A 17669-nucleotide genomic window follows, 5' to 3' on the forward strand; every position below is an offset into this window, starting at 1 on the left:
GGTCCGCCGGGTACTGTCCTTCCATGGCCGCCACCGAGACCCTGACCGCAGAGCGCATCCTCGAAGCCACCGAGGAGGTGCTGCGGCGCTACGGCCCGGCGAAGGCGACCGTGGTGGACGTGGCCCGGGTCCTCGGCGTCAGCCACGGCAGCGTCTACCGCCACTTCCGCACCAAGGCGGCGCTGCGCGAGGCGGTGACCGAGCGGTGGCTCTCGCGCACCGAGACCGCCCTCGCCGAGCTGACCGCGGCCCCGGACCGGCCGGCGCCGGAGAAGCTGCACGCCTGGTTCGCCCACCTCTTCGAGGCCAAGCGGCACAAGGCGGGCGACGACCCCGAGCTGTTCGCCACGTACAACGTGCTGATCGACGAGAACAGCGGAGTGGTCGAGCAGCACATCGGCGTCCTGATCGACCAGGTGCGGTCGATCGTGGCGGAGGGCGCCCGGGAGGCGGAGTTCGCCGCCCCCGACCCGGACGCGACCGCCCGCGCCCTCTTCGACGCGACCTCCCGCTTCCACGACCCGGCCTACGCGCCGGAGTGGCGGCGCCCCACGATCGAGACCGAGTTCGAGGCCGTGGTGGGACTGCTGCTGCGCGGCCTGCGCGCCTGACGGGCCCCGTACGACGGGAAAGCCCCCGGCTCCGTGGTCCGGAACCGGGGGCTTCGCCGTACTGCCGTATGACAGGAGTGCCGCGACTCAGCAGCCGAGGAGGCGGCTGCCCAGGTAGCCCTGGATCTGGTCGAGGGAGACGCGCTCCTGCTTCATGGTGTCGCGCTCGCGCACGGTCACCGCGTTGTCCTCGAGGGTGTCGAAGTCGACGGTGATGCAGAACGGGGTGCCGATCTCGTCCTGGCGGCGGTAGCGGCGGCCGATGGCGCCGGCGTCGTCGAACTCGATGTTCCAGTTCTGGCGCAGGTCCGCCGCGAGGCCCTTGGCCTTCGGGGAGAGCTGCGGGTTGCGGGAGAGCGGCAGGACCGCGGCCTTGACCGGGGCCAGGCGGTGGTCGAGACGCATGACGACGCGCTTCTCCATGACGCCCTTGGCGTTGGGGGCCTCGTCCTCGGTGTACGCGTCGAGGAGGAAGGCCAGCATCGTGCGGCCGACACCGGCCGCGGGCTCGATGACGTACGGCGTGTAGCGCTCGTTGGACTCCTGGTCCAGGTAGGTCAGGTTGGCGCCGGAGGCCTTGGAGTGGGCGTTCAGGTCGTAGTCGGTGCGGTTGGCGACGCCCTCCAGCTCGCCCCACTCGCTGCCGCCGAACTGGAAGCGGTACTCGATGTCGGCGGTGCGCTTGGAGTAGTGGGAGAGCTTCTCCTGCGGGTGCTCGAACCAGCGCATGTTCTCCTCGCGCAGGCCCAGGCCGGTGTACCAGTTCCAGCGCTGCTGCATCCAGTACTCCTGCCACTGCTCGTCCTCGCCCGGCTTGACGAAGAACTCCATCTCCATCTGCTCGAACTCGCGGGTCCGGAAGATGAAGTTGCCCGGAGTGATCTCGTTCCGGAAGGACTTGCCCATCTGCGCGATGCCGAACGGGGGCTTCTTGCGCGCGGTCGTCTGCACCTGGGCGAAGTTGGTGAAGATGCCCTGGGCGGTCTCGGGGCGCAGGTACGCGACGGAGCCGGAGTCCTGGGTGGGGCCGAGGTGGGTGGAGAGCAGGCCCGAGAAGTTCTTCGGCTCGGTGAAGGTGCCCTTGTTGCCGCAGTTGGGGCAGTTGAGGTCGGCGAGGCCGTTCTCGGGGAGGCGGCCGTGCTTCTCCTCGTACGCCTCCTCCAGGTGGTCGGCGCGGAAGCGCTTGTGGCAGGAGGTGCACTCGGTCAGCGGGTCGGTGAAGGTCGCGACGTGGCCGGAGGCCTCCCAGACCTCGGTGGCCAGGATGACCGACGAGTCGATGCCGACGACGTCCTCGCGCGAGGTGACCATGTAACGCCACCACTGGCGCTTGATGTTCTCCTTGAGCTCGACGCCCAGGTGCCCGTAGTCCCAGGCGGCGCGCTGACCGCCGTAGATCTCACTGCAGGGGAAAACGAAGCCACGGCGCTTGCTCAGGCTGACGATGGTGTCGATCTTGTCGGCGGCCACGGTGCTCTCTTCATTACGACGACGAAGTGCGAATGCCACAGGTTACCGGCGCCCGTACCCTCCGCATCAAATCGGTTCCCGGTGAGGAGGGGGCGCGGAGGGGCGGGCCGTCGCGTGGGTAGGACCACATACAAGGCAATTGACAACCGTTTCCAATTTTGTTGAAAATGAGTGTCATGAACGTACGCCGTCTGATACCCACCACCGCCCTCGCCGGAGCCGTCGCGCTCGGCCTCGTCTCCCTCTCCGCCTGCGCCGGGACCTCCGACGCCGCCGACGGGGGGAACGGCGGCAAGCTGGACGTGGTGGCGTCGTTCTATCCGATGCAGTACCTGGCCGAGCAGATAGGCGGCGGCCACGTCGCCGTCGAGACGCTCACGAAGCCCGGCGTCGAGCCCCACGACCTGGAGCTGAAGCCGAAGCAGATCGGCGCGCTCGGCGAGGCCGACGTCATCCTCTACCTCAAGGGCATCCAGCCCGCCGTGGACGAGGCCATCGCCCAGGCCGGTGTGAAGAACACGGTCGACGCCGCGACCCTCACGAAGCTCGAAGCGCACGGCACCTCGACCGGCCACGACCACGGCCACGGCGAAGAAGGCCACGAGCACGCCGACGAGCACGGGGCGGAAGAGGGCCACGAGGGTCACGACCACGGCTCCGAGGCCGGCGCCGACCCCCACGTCTGGCTCGACCCCGTGAAGTACGCCGAGGTCGCCAAGGGCGTCGGCAGCGCCTTCGAGAAGGCCGACCCGGACCACGCGGCCGACTACAAGAAGAACACCGACGCCCTGGTGAAGAAGCTCGGCGACCTGGACACCGAGTTCGAGACGGGCCTGAAGAACACCGCGACCCGCACCTTCATCACCACCCACTCCGCCTTCGGCTACCTCGCCGAGCGCTACCACCTGGACCAGGAGGGCATCTCCGGCCTCGACCCCGAGTCCGAGCCGAGCCCCGCCCGCATGAAGGAGCTCCAGGAGGTCGCGGCCAAGGACAAGGTATCCACGATCTTCTTCGAGACCCTGGCCAGCGACAAGACGGCGAAGACCCTCGCGGGCGACACCGGTCTGAAGACCGACGTGCTCGACCCGCTGGAGGGCATCACCGACAAGTCCCGGGGCGGCGACTACATCGAGGTCATGCGCTCCAACCTCACCGCGCTGAAGAAGGCCCTCGGCGCCAAGTGACCACAGCACAGCAGGAGGTACGGCCCATGGCACAGGGAACCCCCGCCGAAGCCGCCGACACCACCGAGGCCCCCGAAGCCGTCGTCTCCGTCCGCGGGGCCGCGGCGGCCCTCGGCGCCCGGCCCGTCCTCCGGGGCGTCGACCTCACCGTCCACCGCGGCGAGGTCGTCGCGCTGCTCGGCGCCAACGGCTCCGGCAAGTCCACCGCCGTCCGCTCCGTCATCGGCCAGGTGCCGCTGACCGGCGGCACGATCGAGCTGTTCGGCACCGAGCGGAAGCGGTTCCGCGACTGGGCCCGCATCGGCTACGTGCCGCAGCGCACCACCGCCGCGAGCGGCGTCCCCGCCACCATCCGCGAGGTCGTCACCTCGGGCCGCCTCTCCCGCCGCCGGTTCGGCCGCCTCTCCAAGGACGACCGGGCGGCCGTCGAGCGGGCCATCGCCCTCGTCGGCCTCGCCGACCGGGCCGGGGACTCCGTGGACGCCCTCTCCGGGGGCCAGCACCAGCGGGTCCTGATCGCCCGCGCGCTCGCCTCCGAGCCCGAGCTCCTGATCATGGACGAGCCGATGGCGGGCGTGGACCTCGCCAGCCAGGAGGTCCTGGCCGCGACCCTGCGCGAGCAGGTCGCGGGCGGCGCCACCGTCCTCCTCGTCCTGCACGAGCTGGGCCCCCTGGAGCCGCTGATCGACCGGGCCGTCGTCCTGCGCGACGGCTGCGTCGTCCACGACGGGCCGCCGCCCGAGGCCGTCGGACAGCACGCCCTGCCCGGCCACGACCACGTACATCCGCACGCGGCCGGAGAGCCGCTCCGCACGGGACTGCTGAGCTGATCATGGAATTCCTCGAACCCGCCTTCATGCAGCGGGCGCTGATCGCCGCACTCCTGGTCGGGATCACCGCCCCCGCCGTCGGCGTCTACCTCGTGCAGCGCCGCCAGGCGCTGATGGGCGACGGCATCGGGCACGTCGCCATGACCGGTGTCGGCCTGGGCTTCCTGCTGAACTCCAGCCCGATCTGGATGGCGACCCTCGTCGCCGTCGCCGGCTCGGTCGCGATGGAGCTGATCAGGGCGTACGGCAAGACCCGCGGCGACCTGGCGCTCGCGCTGCTCTTCTACGGCGGCATGGCGGGCGGCGTCCTGCTGATCAACCTGTCGCCGACCGGCTCGAACGCCAACCTCACCTCGTACCTCTTCGGCTCGCTGACCACCGTCTCGCCGGAGGACGTCACCGCGATCTCGATCCTGGCGGCCTTCGTGGTCCTGGTCACGGTCGGTCTGCGCCGCCGGCTCTTCGCGGTCAGCCAGGACGAGGAGTTCGCCCGGGTCACCGGACTGCCGGTGCGCGCCCTGAACCTGCTGATCGCGATCACGGCCGCGGTGACCGTCACCGTCGCCATGCGGGTCGTGGGCCTGCTCCTGGTCAGCGCGCTCATGGTGGTCCCGGTCGCGGCGGCCCAGCAGCTCTCCCGCTCCTTCCGCGCCACGTTCGCCGGCGCGGTCCTCATCGGGGTCGTCGTCTCCCTGTCGGGCACGATCACCACGTACTACGTGGAGGCCCCGCCCGGCGCGACGATCGTGCTGTACGCGATCGGGGTCTTCGTCCTGCTCACGCTGCTCGCCACGCCGCTCGCGAGGCGGCGGGCGCGGGCGGCCGAGGCGGAGGCGGCGGACCCGGCGGCCTGCGACGTACGGGTTCCGGCCGGGCGGCGGCCGGGCGACGACGCGAGGGTGTGAGCCACGACCGATTCCGGGGGCGCGGGGGGCTGGCAGAATGGCGGGGGCAGACAAGCATCCAAGGAGGCCCCCGTGGTGACGGCAGGACCCCCCGTACGCGGCCGCTCGACCAAGCAGCGGGCCGCCGTGTCGGCGGCACTGAACGAGGTGGACGAGTTCCGCAGCGCCCAGGAGCTGCACGACATGCTCAAGCACCGCGGCGACTCGGTCGGCCTCACCACCGTCTACCGCACGCTCCAGTCCCTGGCGGACGCGGGCGAGGTGGACGCGCTGCGCACCAGCGACGGCGAGACGGTCTACCGCCGCTGCTCGACCGGCGACCACCACCACCACCTGGTCTGCCGCCTCTGCGGCAAGGCCGTGGAGGTGGAGGGCCCGATGGTGGAGCAGTGGGCCGAGGCGGTCGCCGCGGAGCACGGCTTCGTGAACGTGGCGCACACGGTGGAGATCTTCGGCACGTGCGCGGAGTGCGCCGCGAAGTGACCTGACATACGTGGAACACGCGGGAGGGCCCGCACCGGACGCTTCCGGTGCGGGCCCTCCCGCATGCCGTGCGGCCGGTCAGCCCTTGTCGAGCACGGCCATGTCGGCCGGGTCGACGCCGCCGAAGCGGCGGTCGCGGGAGGCGTACTCGACGCAGGCGCGCCACAGGTCGCGGCGGTCGAAGTCCGGCCAGAGCACGTCCTGGAAGATCATCTCGGCGTAGCTGCTCTGCCAGATGAGGTAGTTCGAGGTGCGCTGCTCGCCGCTCGGGCGCAGGAAGAGGTCCACGTCCGGCATGTCCGGGTAGTACAGGTACTTCTGGAAGGTCTTCTCGTTGACCTTCGACGGGTCCAGCTTGCCGGCCGCCACGTCCCGGGCGATGGCCTGTGCCGCGTCCGCGATCTCGGCGCGACCGCCGTAGTTGACGCAGAAGTACAGGGTCATGGCGTCGTTGCCGACGGTCTGCTCCTGGGCGATCTGGAGCTCCTGGACGACCGACTTCCACATCTTGGGCATGCGGCCGACCCAGCGGATGCGGATGCCCAGCTCGTCCATCTCGTCGCGGCGGCGGCGGATGACGTCCCGGTTGAAGTTCATGAGGAAGCGGACCTCGTCGGGCGAGCGCTTCCAGTTCTCGGTGGAGAAGGCGTAGAGGGAGAGGTTCTTGACGCCCATCTCCAGGCAGCCCTTGAGCACGTCCAGGACGACGCCCTCGCCGACCTTGTGGCCCTCGGTCCGCGGCAGGCCCCGCTCCTTGGCCCAGCGGCCGTTCCCGTCCATCACGCAGGCCACGTGGTTCGGCACCAGCTCGGCCGGGAGCTTCGGCGGGCGGGCGCCGGACGGGTGCGGCTCGGGGAGCTTGTACTCCCGGCGCTGCCGTCCGAGGATTCCGCGTCGTGCGATGGCCATGGCGATGGATCTCCTACCTAGGTCTTCTCTACGTATCGCAGGGAGCGCAGGCCGCGCTCCAGGTGCCAGTGCAGGTAGGCGGAGACGAGTCCGCTGCCCTCCCTGACGTGACGCGGCTCGCACGCGTCCGCCGTCGCCCAGTCGCCGGTGAGGAGCGCGCTGAGCAGGCCGATGGCCTCCGCAGAGGGTACGACGCTTCCGGGCACCCGGCAGTCGCCGCATATGACTCCGCCCGCCGCGACCGAGAAGAACCGGTTCGGCCCCGGGAGTCCGCACTTGGCGCAGTCCCCGAAGCTGGGTGCGTAGCCGTTCACGGCGAGGGAGCGCAGCAGGAAGGCGTCCAGGATGAGGTGGGGGGCGTGCTCGCCCCGGGCGAGGGTCCGCAGCCCCCCGACGAGGAGGAGGTACTGCTGGACGGCCGGCTCGCCCTCGTGGTCGGTGAACCGCTCGGCCGTCTCCAGCATGGCCGTGCCGGCGGTGTAGCGGGCGTAGTCGGTGACGATCCCGCCGCCGTACGCGGCGATGGTCTCGCTCTGCGTGCAGAGCGGCAGGCCGCGCCCGATCAGCTCGCTCCCCCGGGCGAAGAACTGCACGTCCACGTGGGAGAAGGGTTCGAGCCGGGCCCCGAACTTCGACTTCGTGCGCCGCACGCCCCGCGCCACGGCGCGTACGCGCCCGTGACCGCGCGTGAGGAGGGTAATGATGCGGTCCGCTTCACCCAGCTTCTGGGTGCGCAGCACGATGCCGTCGTCGCGGAACAGGCTCATGCGGCCCATTCTCCCGTACGGCACCGACACCCGGGTCCGGGGCCGGGCGCCGCTGCCGTACGGGGGGGTCTACGGGGCCCCGCCGCCGCTCAAGGCACCTCGCCCCGGCTGCGGGCGTTGACGTGCGCGGTGGCCGCGCTCAGCCGCTCGGCCGAGGTCGCCTCCCGCACCCCCTCGGGCTCCACGTCCCACTCGCGCCCGCCGCCCAGCGGACGGATCTGGACATAGGGCCCCTCGTGCCCCATGAGCCTCCCGACCCGTCCGGTGCGGATCTCGACCACGTACGACCCGATGGGCAGCGTCACGATCGACTCTCCTCCCTCGGCAGTACGGCGGCGGCGAGGAGCCGGGCCGTTTCCACCGTGCAGCATCCCAATTCCACGAGCGGCCTCGGGGGATCGGCGGCGAGGGTGACGACGTCGAGACCGAGCGAGGGAAGGGTGATTCCCGCGCTCGCGAGCGCCTCGCGCAATTCCGCCACCGCCTCCTGCGCGGCTCCGACCGTCCCCGTGGACGCCTTCGTGATGTCTTCCTTCACCAACGTATGCCTTTCTGAATCCATTTCCCGCTTCGCCTCTCCAGGGTGACCCCTGATCCGTAGAATCGGCGGTTGCGCACGCCGTACAACTGCGCGGTAGGGCAGGGCAGTTAATCCATGGCCAGAGGCAAGCGGCAGGACGTGTGGGAGTTCTTCGGGGGCCTCCTGAAGGAACGCAGGGAGGGGGCGGGGCTCTCGCAGGGCGAACTGGGCGGACGGGTGTTCGTCTCGGGCGCCTACATCGGCCTGTTCGAGCAGGGAATTCGAAAACCCCAACTGGACGTCGCGAAAAGAATCGACGAGGTCCTACAAACCGGCGGTATTTTCGAACGAACATGGCGAAAGCTCATCGACAAGTCACCGTACGCGTCCTATTTTCACGCGGTGGCGGAGCTGGAGCGGGTGGCGACCAGGATCTGCGAGTTCGCGCCTATGGCCATGCCGGGCCTGCTCCAGACAGCGAGCTACACGAGGGCGCTGACGATAGCGACGTACCCGTTCGCCACTGAGCAGTACATCGATGAGCAGATCGCCGCCCGGCTGGAGCGGGCTGCGCTCCTCCAGGACGCTACAAGGCCCGAGTATTGGGTCGTACTGCACGAGAACGCGGTACGCGCCTCCGTCGGCGGCGCCGCCACCATGGTCGAGCAGCTGGAGCACATCCTGGCGCTGGCCCGGAAGCGGTGGGTGCTGGTGACCGTGGTCCCACGCGCAGTCGGTGCGCACGCACACATGACCGGCACGCTCAAGCTCATGGAGTTCATGGACCAGCCGCCAACGGCCTATACGGAGACGGAGTTTTCGGGGACGCTCCTCGACGATCCGGCGGTGGTGAAGCAGGCACGGCACGCCTACGATCTGCTCAGGGCTGCCACCTTGTCGCCGGAGGCGTCCCTCGAACTGATCGAGTCGGCGGCGGAGGACTTCAGACGATGCACTCGTACGACCTGACTCACGCCAACTGGTTCAAGAGCTCCTACAGCAACGCATCGGGCGGCGACTGCGTCGAGGTCCTGGACGACGTCCCCGGTGTCGTCCCGGTCCGGGACAGCAAGAACCCCGGCCCCGTCCTCGTGGTGCGGGCCGACGCCTGGGCGGCGTTCGTGGGCGGTCTGACCTCGTGACGGCCGCCTCCCCCCTCGTGCTGCGCGGGCGCGGCGACGCCGTCCTGCGCTTCACGGGGGCGGCGGTCGTCCTCGGCCGGGCGGACGGGGAGCACCACATACCCCTGGCGGCGATCGAGAGCGTCCACCCCGAGGGGCGCTCCGTCGAGATCGAGCTGATCGCCCTCGCCGACGCCGAACCGGTCGTCTACCGGGTCGAGGACGTGAGCGAGGCCGCCGCCACAGCCTTCGCGGACGCCGTCGAGGCGGCCCTGCCCGACGAGATCGTGGACGTCGACGGCTCCGCCCTCGTCACCCACCGCCCACCCGCCGCCCCGGCGCCGCGCGACCACCGGACGAAGCTGCTCGCGGCCGGGATCGCCGTACCGGTCCTCGCCCTGGACGTGTTCCTCGGCGTGGCCGGCCGGCTGGAGTACGCGCTCACGTTCTGGATCGCGTTCGTGGTCACCGCCGTCGGCGGGCTCCTGGCGGGCGACATGGGGCGGGACCTGTACCGGATGTGGCGCCTGCCGCGGTACGGCATCACCGTGACGGCGGAGTCATGGCACAAGGCGTACGGGAGCTGGGTGTACCGCTACAGGGACACCACGGGGGTCCTCCACACCTACAAGACCCGTTCGGTCCTCGCGTCGAAGGAGCTGTCCTACGACCCCCGCGATCCGAAGGTGGCCATCCATCACGAGGGCGCCCCCGCGCGCTGCGGGATGGCGTTCATCACGCTCCTCGGCTGCGGCATGGCGGGCGGCGGGCTCTTCGGGATCGGCTGGCTGGTCCTCGAAGTCCTCAAGGGCTGAGCGCGGACGACGACCCCGCCTAGCTCTGCTTATGGAAGTCATAAGTTCAACTTATGAGCCCATAGACCGGGCCCGGGTACCGCTCCGCGTCGTGCATTATTTAGGGTGACCTAAGTGTCGGCGGCTTCGCCGCCATGTCGCTGCGAAGGGAACCCAGTCATGCCCCGCCCCCTCCGGGTCGCGATCGTCGGCGCCGGCCCCGCCGGAATCTACGCCGCCGATGCGCTGCTGAAGTCCGAGGCCGCCACCGAGCCGGGCGTGTCGATCGACATCTTCGAGCGGATGCCGGCGCCCTTCGGCCTCATCCGCTACGGCGTCGCCCCCGACCACCCGCGCATCAAGGGCATCATCACCGCGCTCCACCAGGTCCTCGACAAGCCGCAGGTCCGCCTCTTCGGCAACGTCGACTACGGCACCGACGTGCACCTGGACGACCTGCGCTCCTTCTACGACGCCGTCGTCTTCTCGACCGGCGCCATGGCGGACCGCGAGCTGAAGATCCCCGGCGTGGAGCTGGACGGCTGCCTCGGCGCCGCCGACTTCGCCTCCTGGTACGACGGCCACCCGGACGTCCCGCGCACCTGGGACCTGTCCGCCGAGAAGGTCGCCGTCCTCGGCGTCGGCAACGTGGCGCTCGACATCGCCCGCATCCTGGCGAAGACGGCGGACGAGCTGCTGCCGACCGAGATCCCGCCGAACGTCTACGAGGGCCTGAAGGCCAACAAGGCGCTCGAAGTCCACGTCTTCGGCCGTCGCGGCCCGGCGCAGGCGAAGTTCAGCCCCATGGAGCTGCGCGAGCTGGACCACTCCCCCAACATCGAGGTCATCGTCAACCCCGAGGACATCGACTACGACGAGGGCTCGATCGCGGACCGCCGCAAGAACAAGCAGACCGACATGGTCGCGAAGACCCTGGAGAACTGGGCGATCCGCGACATCGGCGACCGCCCGCACAAGCTCTTCCTGCACTTCTTCGAGTCCCCGGTCGAGGTCCTCGGCGAGGACGGCAAGGTCGTCGGCCTGCGCACCGAGCGCACCGAGCTGGACGGCACCGGGAACGTCAAGGGCACGGGTCAGACCACCGACTGGGACGTCCAGGCCGTCTACCGCGCGGTCGGCTACCTCTCGGACGAGCTGCCCAAGCTCCCGTGGGACGCCGTCAGCGGCACCGTCCCGGACCAGGGCGGCCGGGTCGTCCAGGAGAACGGCGAGCACCTGGCGTCGACCTACGTCACCGGCTGGATCCGGCGCGGCCCGGTCGGCCTCATCGGCCACACCAAGGGCGACGCCAACGAGACCGTGGCGAACCTCCTGGACGACTTCGCGAACGGGCGCCTGCTGGAGCCGGCCACCCCGGAGACGGACGCGGTCGTGGCCTTCCTGGAGGGCAAGAACATCACGTACACCACGTGGGAGGGCTGGTACGCCCTCGACGCCGCCGAGAAGGCGCTCGGCGAGCCCGAGGGCCGCGAGCGCGTGAAGATCGTGGAGCGCGAGGACATGCTGCGCGCGAGCGGCGCGATCCAGTAGTCGCGGGACGAACACGGCTCCGCGGGCCCGGACACCTTCCGGGCCCGCGGAGCCGTTTCTTCCTGCCCGCGTCTTCTACGACTACGAAACGGTCCGCGCGGAGGCGAGGAGCCGGACCGTGTCGTCCGGGGGCAGCGAGAGCGCGGTGCCGACGGTCCCCAGGACCTCCGTCTCGGCCGGGCTGTACGGGCCGTCGGCCAGGGCGATCCGGGCGGCCTGGACGAGGATCGACTCCCGCCCGGACGGGGCCAGGTGCGGGGCGAGCGGCTCCAGGGCCTCGTGGATCTCGATCGCGAGGATCGTGCCCTCGGGGTTCACCTCGGGCATGAAGCGCCCCGTGTCGGCCTCCAGGGCCTCCACGAGGTCCACGAGCTGGACGGCCGTGCACTCCGCGAAGCCGGCGGACCGGACCGCGCTGACGGCCCGGTCCAGGACCGCGCGGGAGCCGGTGCCGCCGGCCGCGAGGACGGCCAGGGCGACGGTGTGCACGCCGTCCCGCAGCATCGCGGAGAAACGGCTCGTCGTCGGGTGGTCGAGCACCTCCGTACCGAAGTGCGTGTGACAGGCCGCGCACTCGACCACGGGGCCCGTACAGCCCCGGGGCAGGACGGGGACGCCCAGGACGGCGAACCTGCGGCGGCCGGTGCGGCGGCGGTAGTTGCGGTCGCCCCCGCACACCTCGCAGAAGAACTCGCCGTCCCCCACGGTGTTCCAGGAGGTGCGGATCCCGCAGATGCCCACTTTCCCACCACGTGAATTCCGGGCAGACCGCATACGCACCTCCTCGACGCCCCGGCTGCACTGCCGGCGTGGGCGTGATGTTAGCCACATCCTTGATGTGGCGTCAGCACCCCGGAAGCAGTTCACCGTGGAGATGGCCGAGACACGTCACCGTTCGAAAGGCTTCGCGAAGCCTCCGCGAAGGGCCTCAGGAGGCGCGGCGGCGGCGCTTCGCGAAGGCCAGGAGGGCTCCGCCGGCGAGGACGACGGCCGCTCCGGCGCCGATGACGCCGGGTCCGACGGACGAACCGGTCGTCGCGAGATCACCCTCCGGAGTGGCGGACGGAGCGGGGGTGGTGGGGGTCTCGGTCGGCTTCGGGGGCTCGGGGGTGACGATCGGGCCGGGGGTGGTCCCGCCCGGGAGGCAGCCGGTGAAGTTCATCCGGTGGGTCTCGGCGCCGGGGACGGTCGTCAGGGACTCGGCGATGACGGAGCCGTTGACGTGGCCGGGGCCGTAGCTCGCGCTGCCCGTGGAGACGGCGGCGTCGGGGGCGAGGATGGTGCCGGGCCGGGAGGAGTGGTTCTTCTTGACGGTCTCGGCCTGCGGGAGGTTCCACAGCAGCTTGGAGCGGACCTGCTTGAAGGCGTCGCTGCCCGAGTTGTAGTCGTCCTGGACGAAGCCCTTGGTGTTCTCGTCCCAGATCCACACGCCGTAGGTGGGCTCGGCGTGCATGTCGTACGAGCCGCCGAGCACGTTGACGAGGGTGGAGGAGCCGGCCGGGACCTTGAGCGATATCGCGCCGGCCCTCTCCAGGTCGGAGGCCTTCACGGCGAAGACGTTCAGCTTCGCGTCGGTGCCGGTGAGGAAGACGCCCTGGCCGCTCGGGTCGGCGGAGACCTCGCCGTCGGGCCGGACGCCCGCCCAGCCGGTGGAGAGCTTGCGCAGCTCCGTGAACTCCTTGCCGAAGTCCACCGGGGAGGTACCGGTCCTCACCTTGTCGCCGTCGACGCCGAAGCCCCGGCCGGGGGTGGAGCGGTTGACGACCTCGCCCGCGACGCCGGTCCCCTTGTCGAGGACGACGTTGTTGGCGTACAGGGTGCCGCCGACGACGACGCTGTGGCCGCCGGGGAGCTCCGCGGGGTCGGCGGCGGTCAGCCGGCTGCCGACGGAGAAGCCGGAGGGCTTCGCCGGGTCGCCGAAGTACGCGTCGCCGCCGACCGCGACCGCACCCTCGGAGTCCGAGTGCCGCACGGAGTCCTTCTCCACGAACTCGGCGTACAGGCCGACCGCGCCGAACGGGTTGGTCACCAGATACCAGTACGGACACGACACTGCCCCGCACCCTCCGGGAGGATGCGGGGCAGCGGTGTCGCGTCGGTGGTGCCGGGGCGGGTCAGCGGGCGGCGCGGTTGACCGCCGAGATGACCGCCTTCAGGGAGGCGCGGGTCGTGTTGGCGTCGATGCCGATGCCCCACAGGACCTTGCCGTCGATGGCGCACTCGATGTACGAGGCGGCCTGCGCGGAGGCGCCCTCGCTCATCGTGTGCTCCTGGTAGTCCAGCAGGCGGGCGTCCACGCCGACGGCCTGCAGCGCGGCGAAGAAGGCCGAGATGGGGCCGTTGCCGGAGCCGGTCAGGACGGTGTCGACGCCGTCCACGACCGCCTCGACGGTCAGCGTGTCCGTGCCGTCGGTGTCGGAGGTGGTCTGGCCGGAGCGCAGCTGGATGCGACCCCAGGCGTTGTCCGGGTTGGGCAGGTACTCGTCCTGGAAGACGGACCAGATCGCGGCCGGCGTGACCTCGCCGCCCTCGCTGTCGGTCTTCTGCTGGATGATCCGGGAGAACTCGATCTGCATCCGGCGGGGCAGGTCCAGCTTGTGGTCGTTCTTCAGGACGTACGCGATGCCGCCCTTGCCGGACTGCGAGTTGACCCGGATGACGGCCTCGTAGGAGCGGCCGACGTCCTTCGGGTCGATCGGCAGGTACGGGACGGCCCACTCGATGTCGTCCACGCTCTTGCCCTGCGCGGCCGCGTCGGCCTCCATGGCGTCGAAGCCCTTCTTGATGGCGTCCTGGTGGGAGCCGGAGAAGGCGGTGTAGACCAGGTCGCCCGCGTAGGGGTGGCGCGGGTGGACCTCCATCTGGTTGCAGTACTCGCTGGTGCGGCGGATCTCGTCGATCTGCGAGAAGTCGATCTGGGGGTCGACGCCCTGGCTGAACAGGTTCATGCCCAGGGTCACCAGGTCCACGTTGCCGGTGCGCTCGCCCTGGCCGAACAGGCAGCCCTCGACGCGGTCGGCGCCGGCCATGACGGCCAGCTCGGCCGCCGCCACGGCCGTGCCGCGGTCGTTGTGCGGGTGGGCGGACAGGCAGACGTACGCGCGGTGGGTCAGGTTCCGGGCCATCCACTCGAACCGGTCCGCGTACGTGGACGGCGTCGAACGCTCCACGGTGGCGGGCAGGTTGAGGATGATCTCGCGGCCCGGGCCCGGCTGCCAGACGTCGCAGACGGCCTCGCAGACCTCCAGGGCGAAGTCCAGCTCGGTGTCGGTGAAGATCTCGGGGCTGTACTGGTAGCCGAAGGTCGTCTCCGGGCCCAGCAGCTTCTCCGCGTACTCCATGACCAGGCGCGTGCCGTCCACGGCGATCTGCTTGATGTCCTCCTTCGAGCCGCGGAAGACGACCCGGCGGAAGGTGGGCGCGGTGGCGTTGTACAGGTGGACGGTGGCGCGCTTGGCGCCGACCAGGGACTCGACGGTCCGCTCGATCAGGTCCTCGCGGGCCTGGGTCAGGACGGAGATGGTGACGTCGTCCGGGATCGCGCCCTCTTCGATGATGGAGCGCACGAAGGCGAAGTCGGTCTCGCCGGAGGACGGGAAGCCGACCTCGATCTCCTTGTAGCCCATGCGTACGAGCAGGTCGAACATCTCGCGCTTGCGGGCCGGGGACATCGGGTCGATCAGGGCCTGGTTGCCGTCGCGCAGGTCGGTGGACAGCCAGCGGGGGGCCTTGGTGATGCGCCGGTCGGGCCAGGTGCGGTCGGGGATCTCGACGGCCTCGTACCGGCCGTACTTGTGGATCGGCATCCCGGACGGCTTCTGCAGCGGGGCCTCGTTGGTGACGGGCGTGGGGCGGCCGATGAACGGGGACTGCGACATTGCGTAGGGCTCCTCGGGTGTCCTGCGGAGTGGACGGCCGACTGTCGAACGCAACACCAGGTCCCGCGGGGAGGGGGTCGGCCTACGACTACAGGCCCTCGCCGCGGCAGCTAAGGAGAAGCAGCCCGAAACGCATGATGTGCCGCAGCTTAGCCCAGGGACGTGGAAGCGGACGTCCCGTTCCAGTATGCGGGACGCCCCCGGAATCAAACTCGAACAGTGGCGTATCACTCCATTTCGCCAATCCTCGTCTCCCCTAGTGACAGCGTGGTCACGCACTGCCACATTGCTGGAATGACCGCTCACACACCTGTCTTCTGTTCGATCGTGCCGCCGCACCTCCTGGAGCACCTGGCGCGCTCCTCCGACCCCGCCGTGGCCGCCACCGCCCGCCGCACCCTGGCCGCGGACGCCTCCGCCCGGTCCGCCCGGGCGCTGCCCCGGCCGGGCTCTCCCCCGACGGCCGCCCCCCGCGCCGCCGCCACGCCGCACCGCACCGTCCACGACTGCCGGCACGGCACCGACCTGCCGGGCGAGAAGGTCCGCGCCGAGGGCGAGGAGGCGACCGGCGACGCCTCCGTCAACCGCGCGTACGCGGGCCTCGGCGCCACCTTCGACCTCTTCCTGAACGCCTTCGGGCGCGACTCGATCGACGGCTCCGGACTGCCCCTGATCGCCTCCGTCCACTACGACCGGGACTACGGCAACGCCTTCTGGAACGGCGAGCAGATGGTGTTCGGGGACGGCGACGACGAGATCTTCCTCGACTTCACCCTGCCCGTGGACGTCATCGGCCACGAACTGGCCCACGGCTTCACCCAGCACACGGCGAACCTGGAGTACTTCAGCCAGTCCGGCGCCCTCAACGAGTCCGTCTCGGACGTCTTCGGCTCCCTCGTGAAGCAGTACGCCCTCGGGCAGAGCGCCGAGGCGGCGGACTGGCTCATCGGCGAGGGCCTCTTCCACCCGAACGTGGAGGGCAGGGCCCTGCGCTCCATGAAGGCCCCGGGCACGGCGTACGACGACGACGTCCTCGGCAAGGACCCGCAGCCCGCCCACATGGACGACTACGTCCGCACGGGAAGCGACAACGGCGGGGTGCACATCAACTCCGGCATCCCCAACCACGCCTTCTACCTCGCGGCGACCGAGCTGGGCGGCAACGCCTGGGAGCGGGCCGGGCAGATCTGGTACGACGTGATGACCGGCGGCACCCTCACCCCCGAGACCCGCTTCGCCGAGTTCGCGGCGGCGACGGCGAAGGCCGCGAAGGACCGGTACGGCGACGGGGCCGAGATCCAGGCCGTCCTGAAGTCCTGGGCCGCCGTGGGCGTGCCGGTGGACTGAGCCGGGGTAGACAAGGGCTCATGCGGATTCGAGTACGGCGCACGGGCGGTTTCGCGGGCATCGAGCGGTCGGCGGAGGTGGACACCGCCGGCCGCCCCGACGCCGGGGAGTGGACCGCCCTGGCGGGGGCGGTCCTCGCGGCAGCCGACGGGGGCGCGGACGACCGGGGCGGTGACCGCTCCCGCGTCCCGGACGGCTTCTCTTACGAGATCACGGTCGACGGCCGCACGGTCCGCTGCGGCGACCCGCACCTGACGGAAGCGCAGAGGACCCTCGTCGCGAGGGTCCTCAAGGAAGGCGCGTAGTTCTTGTACCGGCTCTAGAAGCCCAGCTTCCTCAGCTGCTTCGGGTCCCGCTGCCAGTCCTTCGCGACCTTCACGTGCAGGTCGAGGAAGACCGGGGTGCCGAGAAGGGCCTCGATGTGCTTGCGGGACTTCATGCCGACCTCCTTGAGGCGGCTGCCCTTGGGGCCGATGATGATGCCCTTCTGGCTGGGGCGCTCGATGTACACGTTGGCGTGGATGTCGAGCAGCGGCCGGTCCGCCGGGCGGTTCTCGCGGGGGATCATCTCCTCCACGACCACGGCGATGGAGTGCGGCAGCTCGTCCCGTACGCCTTCGAGCGCGGCCTCGCGGATCAGCTCCGCGACCATGACCTGCTCGGGCTCGTCCGTGAGGTCGCCCTCCGGGTAGAGCGGCGGGGACTCCGGGAGCAGCGGGATGAGCAGGTCCGCGACGAGCTGGACCTGCTTGTCGCCGACGGCCGAGACCGGGACGATCTGCTGCCACTCGAAGCCCAGCTCCCTGCCGAGCTGGTCGACGGCGATGAGCTGCTCGGCGAGGGTCTTGGAGTCGACCAGGTCGGTCTTGGTGACGATCGCGACCTTGGGGGTCTTCCTGATCTCCGCCAGTTCCTTGGCGATGAAGCGGTCGCCGGGGCCGAGCTTCTGGTCGGCGGGCAGGCAGAAGCCGATCACGTCGACCTCGGCCCAGGTGGTGCGCACGACGTCGTTGAGCCGCTCGCCCAGGAGGGTGCGCGGCTTGTGGAGGCCGGGGGTGTCGACCAGGATCAGCTGCGCGTCCGGGCGGTGCACGATGCCCCGGACGGTGTGCCGGGTGGTCTGCGGCCGGTTCGAGGTGATGGCCACCTTCTGGCCGACCAGAGCGTTCGTGAGGGTGGACTTGCCCGCGTTGGGGCGGCCGACGAAGCAGGCGAAGCCGGCCCGGTGGACGGCTTCGGTTTCTTGGTTGCGAGCGCTCATGGGGGCCATTGTCCCCGATGAGCGCCCGCGCCACG

The 17669-nt window shown here is 70.5% G+C and carries 20 protein-coding genes; 11 read left to right on the forward strand and 9 right to left on the reverse strand.

Translation table 11 applies throughout. The features are described from left to right. The first annotated feature begins 23 nt into the window (after positions 1–23). A complete protein-coding gene (locus CP977_RS11260; protein WP_062755835.1) occupies positions 24–611 on the forward strand; it encodes a TetR/AcrR family transcriptional regulator in 588 nt (195 codons plus the stop codon). Between the two features lie 87 nt (positions 612–698). Here the strand turns inward: CP977_RS11260 and CP977_RS11265 are convergent, their stop codons facing one another. Continuing rightward, positions 699–2081: a glycine--tRNA ligase gene (locus tag CP977_RS11265; protein ID WP_062755832.1), complete on the reverse strand. Its 1383-nt coding sequence runs from the start codon at positions 2079–2081 to the stop codon at positions 699–701. A gap of 176 nt (positions 2082–2257) precedes the next feature. Here CP977_RS11265 and CP977_RS11270 point away from each other — a divergent pair, with 176 nt between their 5' ends. The 4 genes from CP977_RS11270 to CP977_RS11285 all read left to right on the forward strand — a co-directional run bounded on the left by CP977_RS11270 (position 2258) and on the right by CP977_RS11285 (position 5486). Continuing rightward, the gene (locus CP977_RS11270; RefSeq protein WP_152370027.1) at positions 2258–3268 is read left to right on the forward strand and encodes a metal ABC transporter substrate-binding protein; all 1011 of its coding nucleotides are present in this window, start codon (positions 2258–2260) and stop codon (positions 3266–3268) included. 26 nt (positions 3269–3294) lie between these two features. Further along, a complete protein-coding gene (locus CP977_RS11275) occupies positions 3295–4098 on the forward strand; it encodes a metal ABC transporter ATP-binding protein (protein WP_109185904.1) in 804 nt (267 codons plus the stop codon). Between the two features lie 2 nt (positions 4099–4100). Then, positions 4101–5003, forward strand: coding sequence for a metal ABC transporter permease (locus CP977_RS11280; RefSeq protein ID WP_109185905.1), 903 nt, complete (start codon positions 4101–4103; stop codon positions 5001–5003). A gap of 72 nt (positions 5004–5075) precedes the next feature. Further along, positions 5076–5486 (forward strand): Fur family transcriptional regulator, encoded by a 411-nt coding sequence (locus CP977_RS11285; protein ID WP_062755824.1) that lies wholly within the window; start codon positions 5076–5078, stop codon positions 5484–5486. A 78-nt stretch (positions 5487–5564) separates the two neighbouring features. On the opposite strand, the gene CP977_RS11290 is transcribed toward CP977_RS11285, so the two are convergent. The 4 genes from CP977_RS11290 to CP977_RS11305 all read right to left on the reverse strand — a co-directional run bounded on the left by CP977_RS11290 (position 5565) and on the right by CP977_RS11305 (position 7700). Beyond that, positions 5565–6389 (reverse strand): isoprenyl transferase, encoded by an 825-nt coding sequence (locus tag CP977_RS11290; RefSeq protein ID WP_062757100.1) that lies wholly within the window; start codon positions 6387–6389, stop codon positions 5565–5567. Between the two features lie 23 nt (positions 6390–6412). Then, positions 6413–7162 (reverse strand): DNA repair protein RecO, encoded by a 750-nt coding sequence (gene recO, locus CP977_RS11295; protein ID WP_062755820.1) that lies wholly within the window; start codon positions 7160–7162, stop codon positions 6413–6415. Between the two features lie 89 nt (positions 7163–7251). Next, positions 7252–7467, reverse strand: a complete 216-nt coding sequence (locus CP977_RS11300) for a hypothetical protein (protein ID WP_062755819.1) — start codon at positions 7465–7467, stop codon at positions 7252–7254. Continuing rightward, a complete protein-coding gene (locus CP977_RS11305; RefSeq protein ID WP_229991658.1) occupies positions 7464–7700 on the reverse strand; it encodes a hypothetical protein in 237 nt (78 codons plus the stop codon). The genes CP977_RS11300 and CP977_RS11305 overlap by 4 nt, the downstream gene beginning before the upstream one ends. A 117-nt stretch (positions 7701–7817) precedes the next feature. Between CP977_RS11305 and CP977_RS11310 the strand changes: the two genes are divergently transcribed. The 4 genes from CP977_RS11310 (at position 7818) to CP977_RS11325 (ending at position 11148) form a co-directional block, all read left to right on the forward strand. Next, entirely contained in the window at positions 7818–8651 is an 834-nt protein-coding gene (locus CP977_RS11310; protein ID WP_152370028.1) for a helix-turn-helix domain-containing protein, read from the forward strand. Then, positions 8633–8824: a DUF397 domain-containing protein gene (locus tag CP977_RS11315; protein WP_062755816.1), complete on the forward strand. Its 192-nt coding sequence runs from the start codon at positions 8633–8635 to the stop codon at positions 8822–8824. The genes CP977_RS11310 and CP977_RS11315 overlap by 19 nt, the downstream gene beginning before the upstream one ends. Then, positions 8821–9618: a hypothetical protein gene (locus CP977_RS11320; RefSeq protein ID WP_062755814.1), complete on the forward strand. Its 798-nt coding sequence runs from the start codon at positions 8821–8823 to the stop codon at positions 9616–9618. Before CP977_RS11315 ends, CP977_RS11320 begins: the two co-directional genes overlap by 4 nt. A 159-nt stretch (positions 9619–9777) precedes the next feature. After that, the gene (locus tag CP977_RS11325; protein WP_152370029.1) at positions 9778–11148 is read left to right on the forward strand and encodes an FAD-dependent oxidoreductase; all 1371 of its coding nucleotides are present in this window, start codon (positions 9778–9780) and stop codon (positions 11146–11148) included. Positions 11149–11229: 81 nt separating this feature from the next. Here the strand turns inward: CP977_RS11325 and CP977_RS11330 are convergent, their stop codons facing one another. The 3 genes from CP977_RS11330 to leuA all read right to left on the reverse strand — a co-directional run bounded on the left by CP977_RS11330 (position 11230) and on the right by leuA (position 15026). Next, complete coding sequence (locus CP977_RS11330) at positions 11230–11922, reverse strand: tellurite resistance TerB family protein (protein WP_062755810.1); 693 nt, start codon at positions 11920–11922, stop codon at positions 11230–11232. Between the two features lie 154 nt (positions 11923–12076). After that, complete coding sequence (locus CP977_RS11335; RefSeq protein WP_229991657.1) at positions 12077–13177, reverse strand: choice-of-anchor A family protein; 1101 nt, start codon at positions 13175–13177, stop codon at positions 12077–12079. A gap of 85 nt (positions 13178–13262) precedes the next feature. Next, positions 13263–15026, reverse strand: a complete 1764-nt coding sequence (leuA, locus tag CP977_RS11340) for a 2-isopropylmalate synthase (RefSeq protein ID WP_062755806.1) — start codon at positions 15024–15026, stop codon at positions 13263–13265. Positions 15027–15320: 294 nt separating this feature from the next. On the opposite strand from leuA, the gene CP977_RS11345 reads away from it, so the two are divergent. After that, positions 15321–16373 carry a M4 family metallopeptidase gene (locus CP977_RS11345; protein WP_104860536.1) on the forward strand — a complete coding sequence of 351 codons (1053 nt, stop codon included), beginning with the start codon at positions 15321–15323 and terminating at the stop codon, positions 16371–16373. Between the two features lie 20 nt (positions 16374–16393). Beyond that, a complete protein-coding gene (locus CP977_RS11350) occupies positions 16394–16678 on the forward strand; it encodes a protealysin inhibitor emfourin (RefSeq protein ID WP_062755804.1) in 285 nt (94 codons plus the stop codon). Between the two features lie 14 nt (positions 16679–16692). Here the strand turns inward: CP977_RS11350 and era are convergent, their stop codons facing one another. Next, the gene (gene era, locus CP977_RS11355; RefSeq protein WP_372460653.1) at positions 16693–17643 is read right to left on the reverse strand and encodes a GTPase Era; all 951 of its coding nucleotides are present in this window, start codon (positions 17641–17643) and stop codon (positions 16693–16695) included. Positions 17644–17669: the final 26 nt, after the last annotated feature.

The organism is Streptomyces cinereoruber (assembly GCF_009299385.1).
Lineage (GTDB): Bacteria > Actinomycetota > Actinomycetes > Streptomycetales > Streptomycetaceae > Streptomyces > Streptomyces bikiniensis.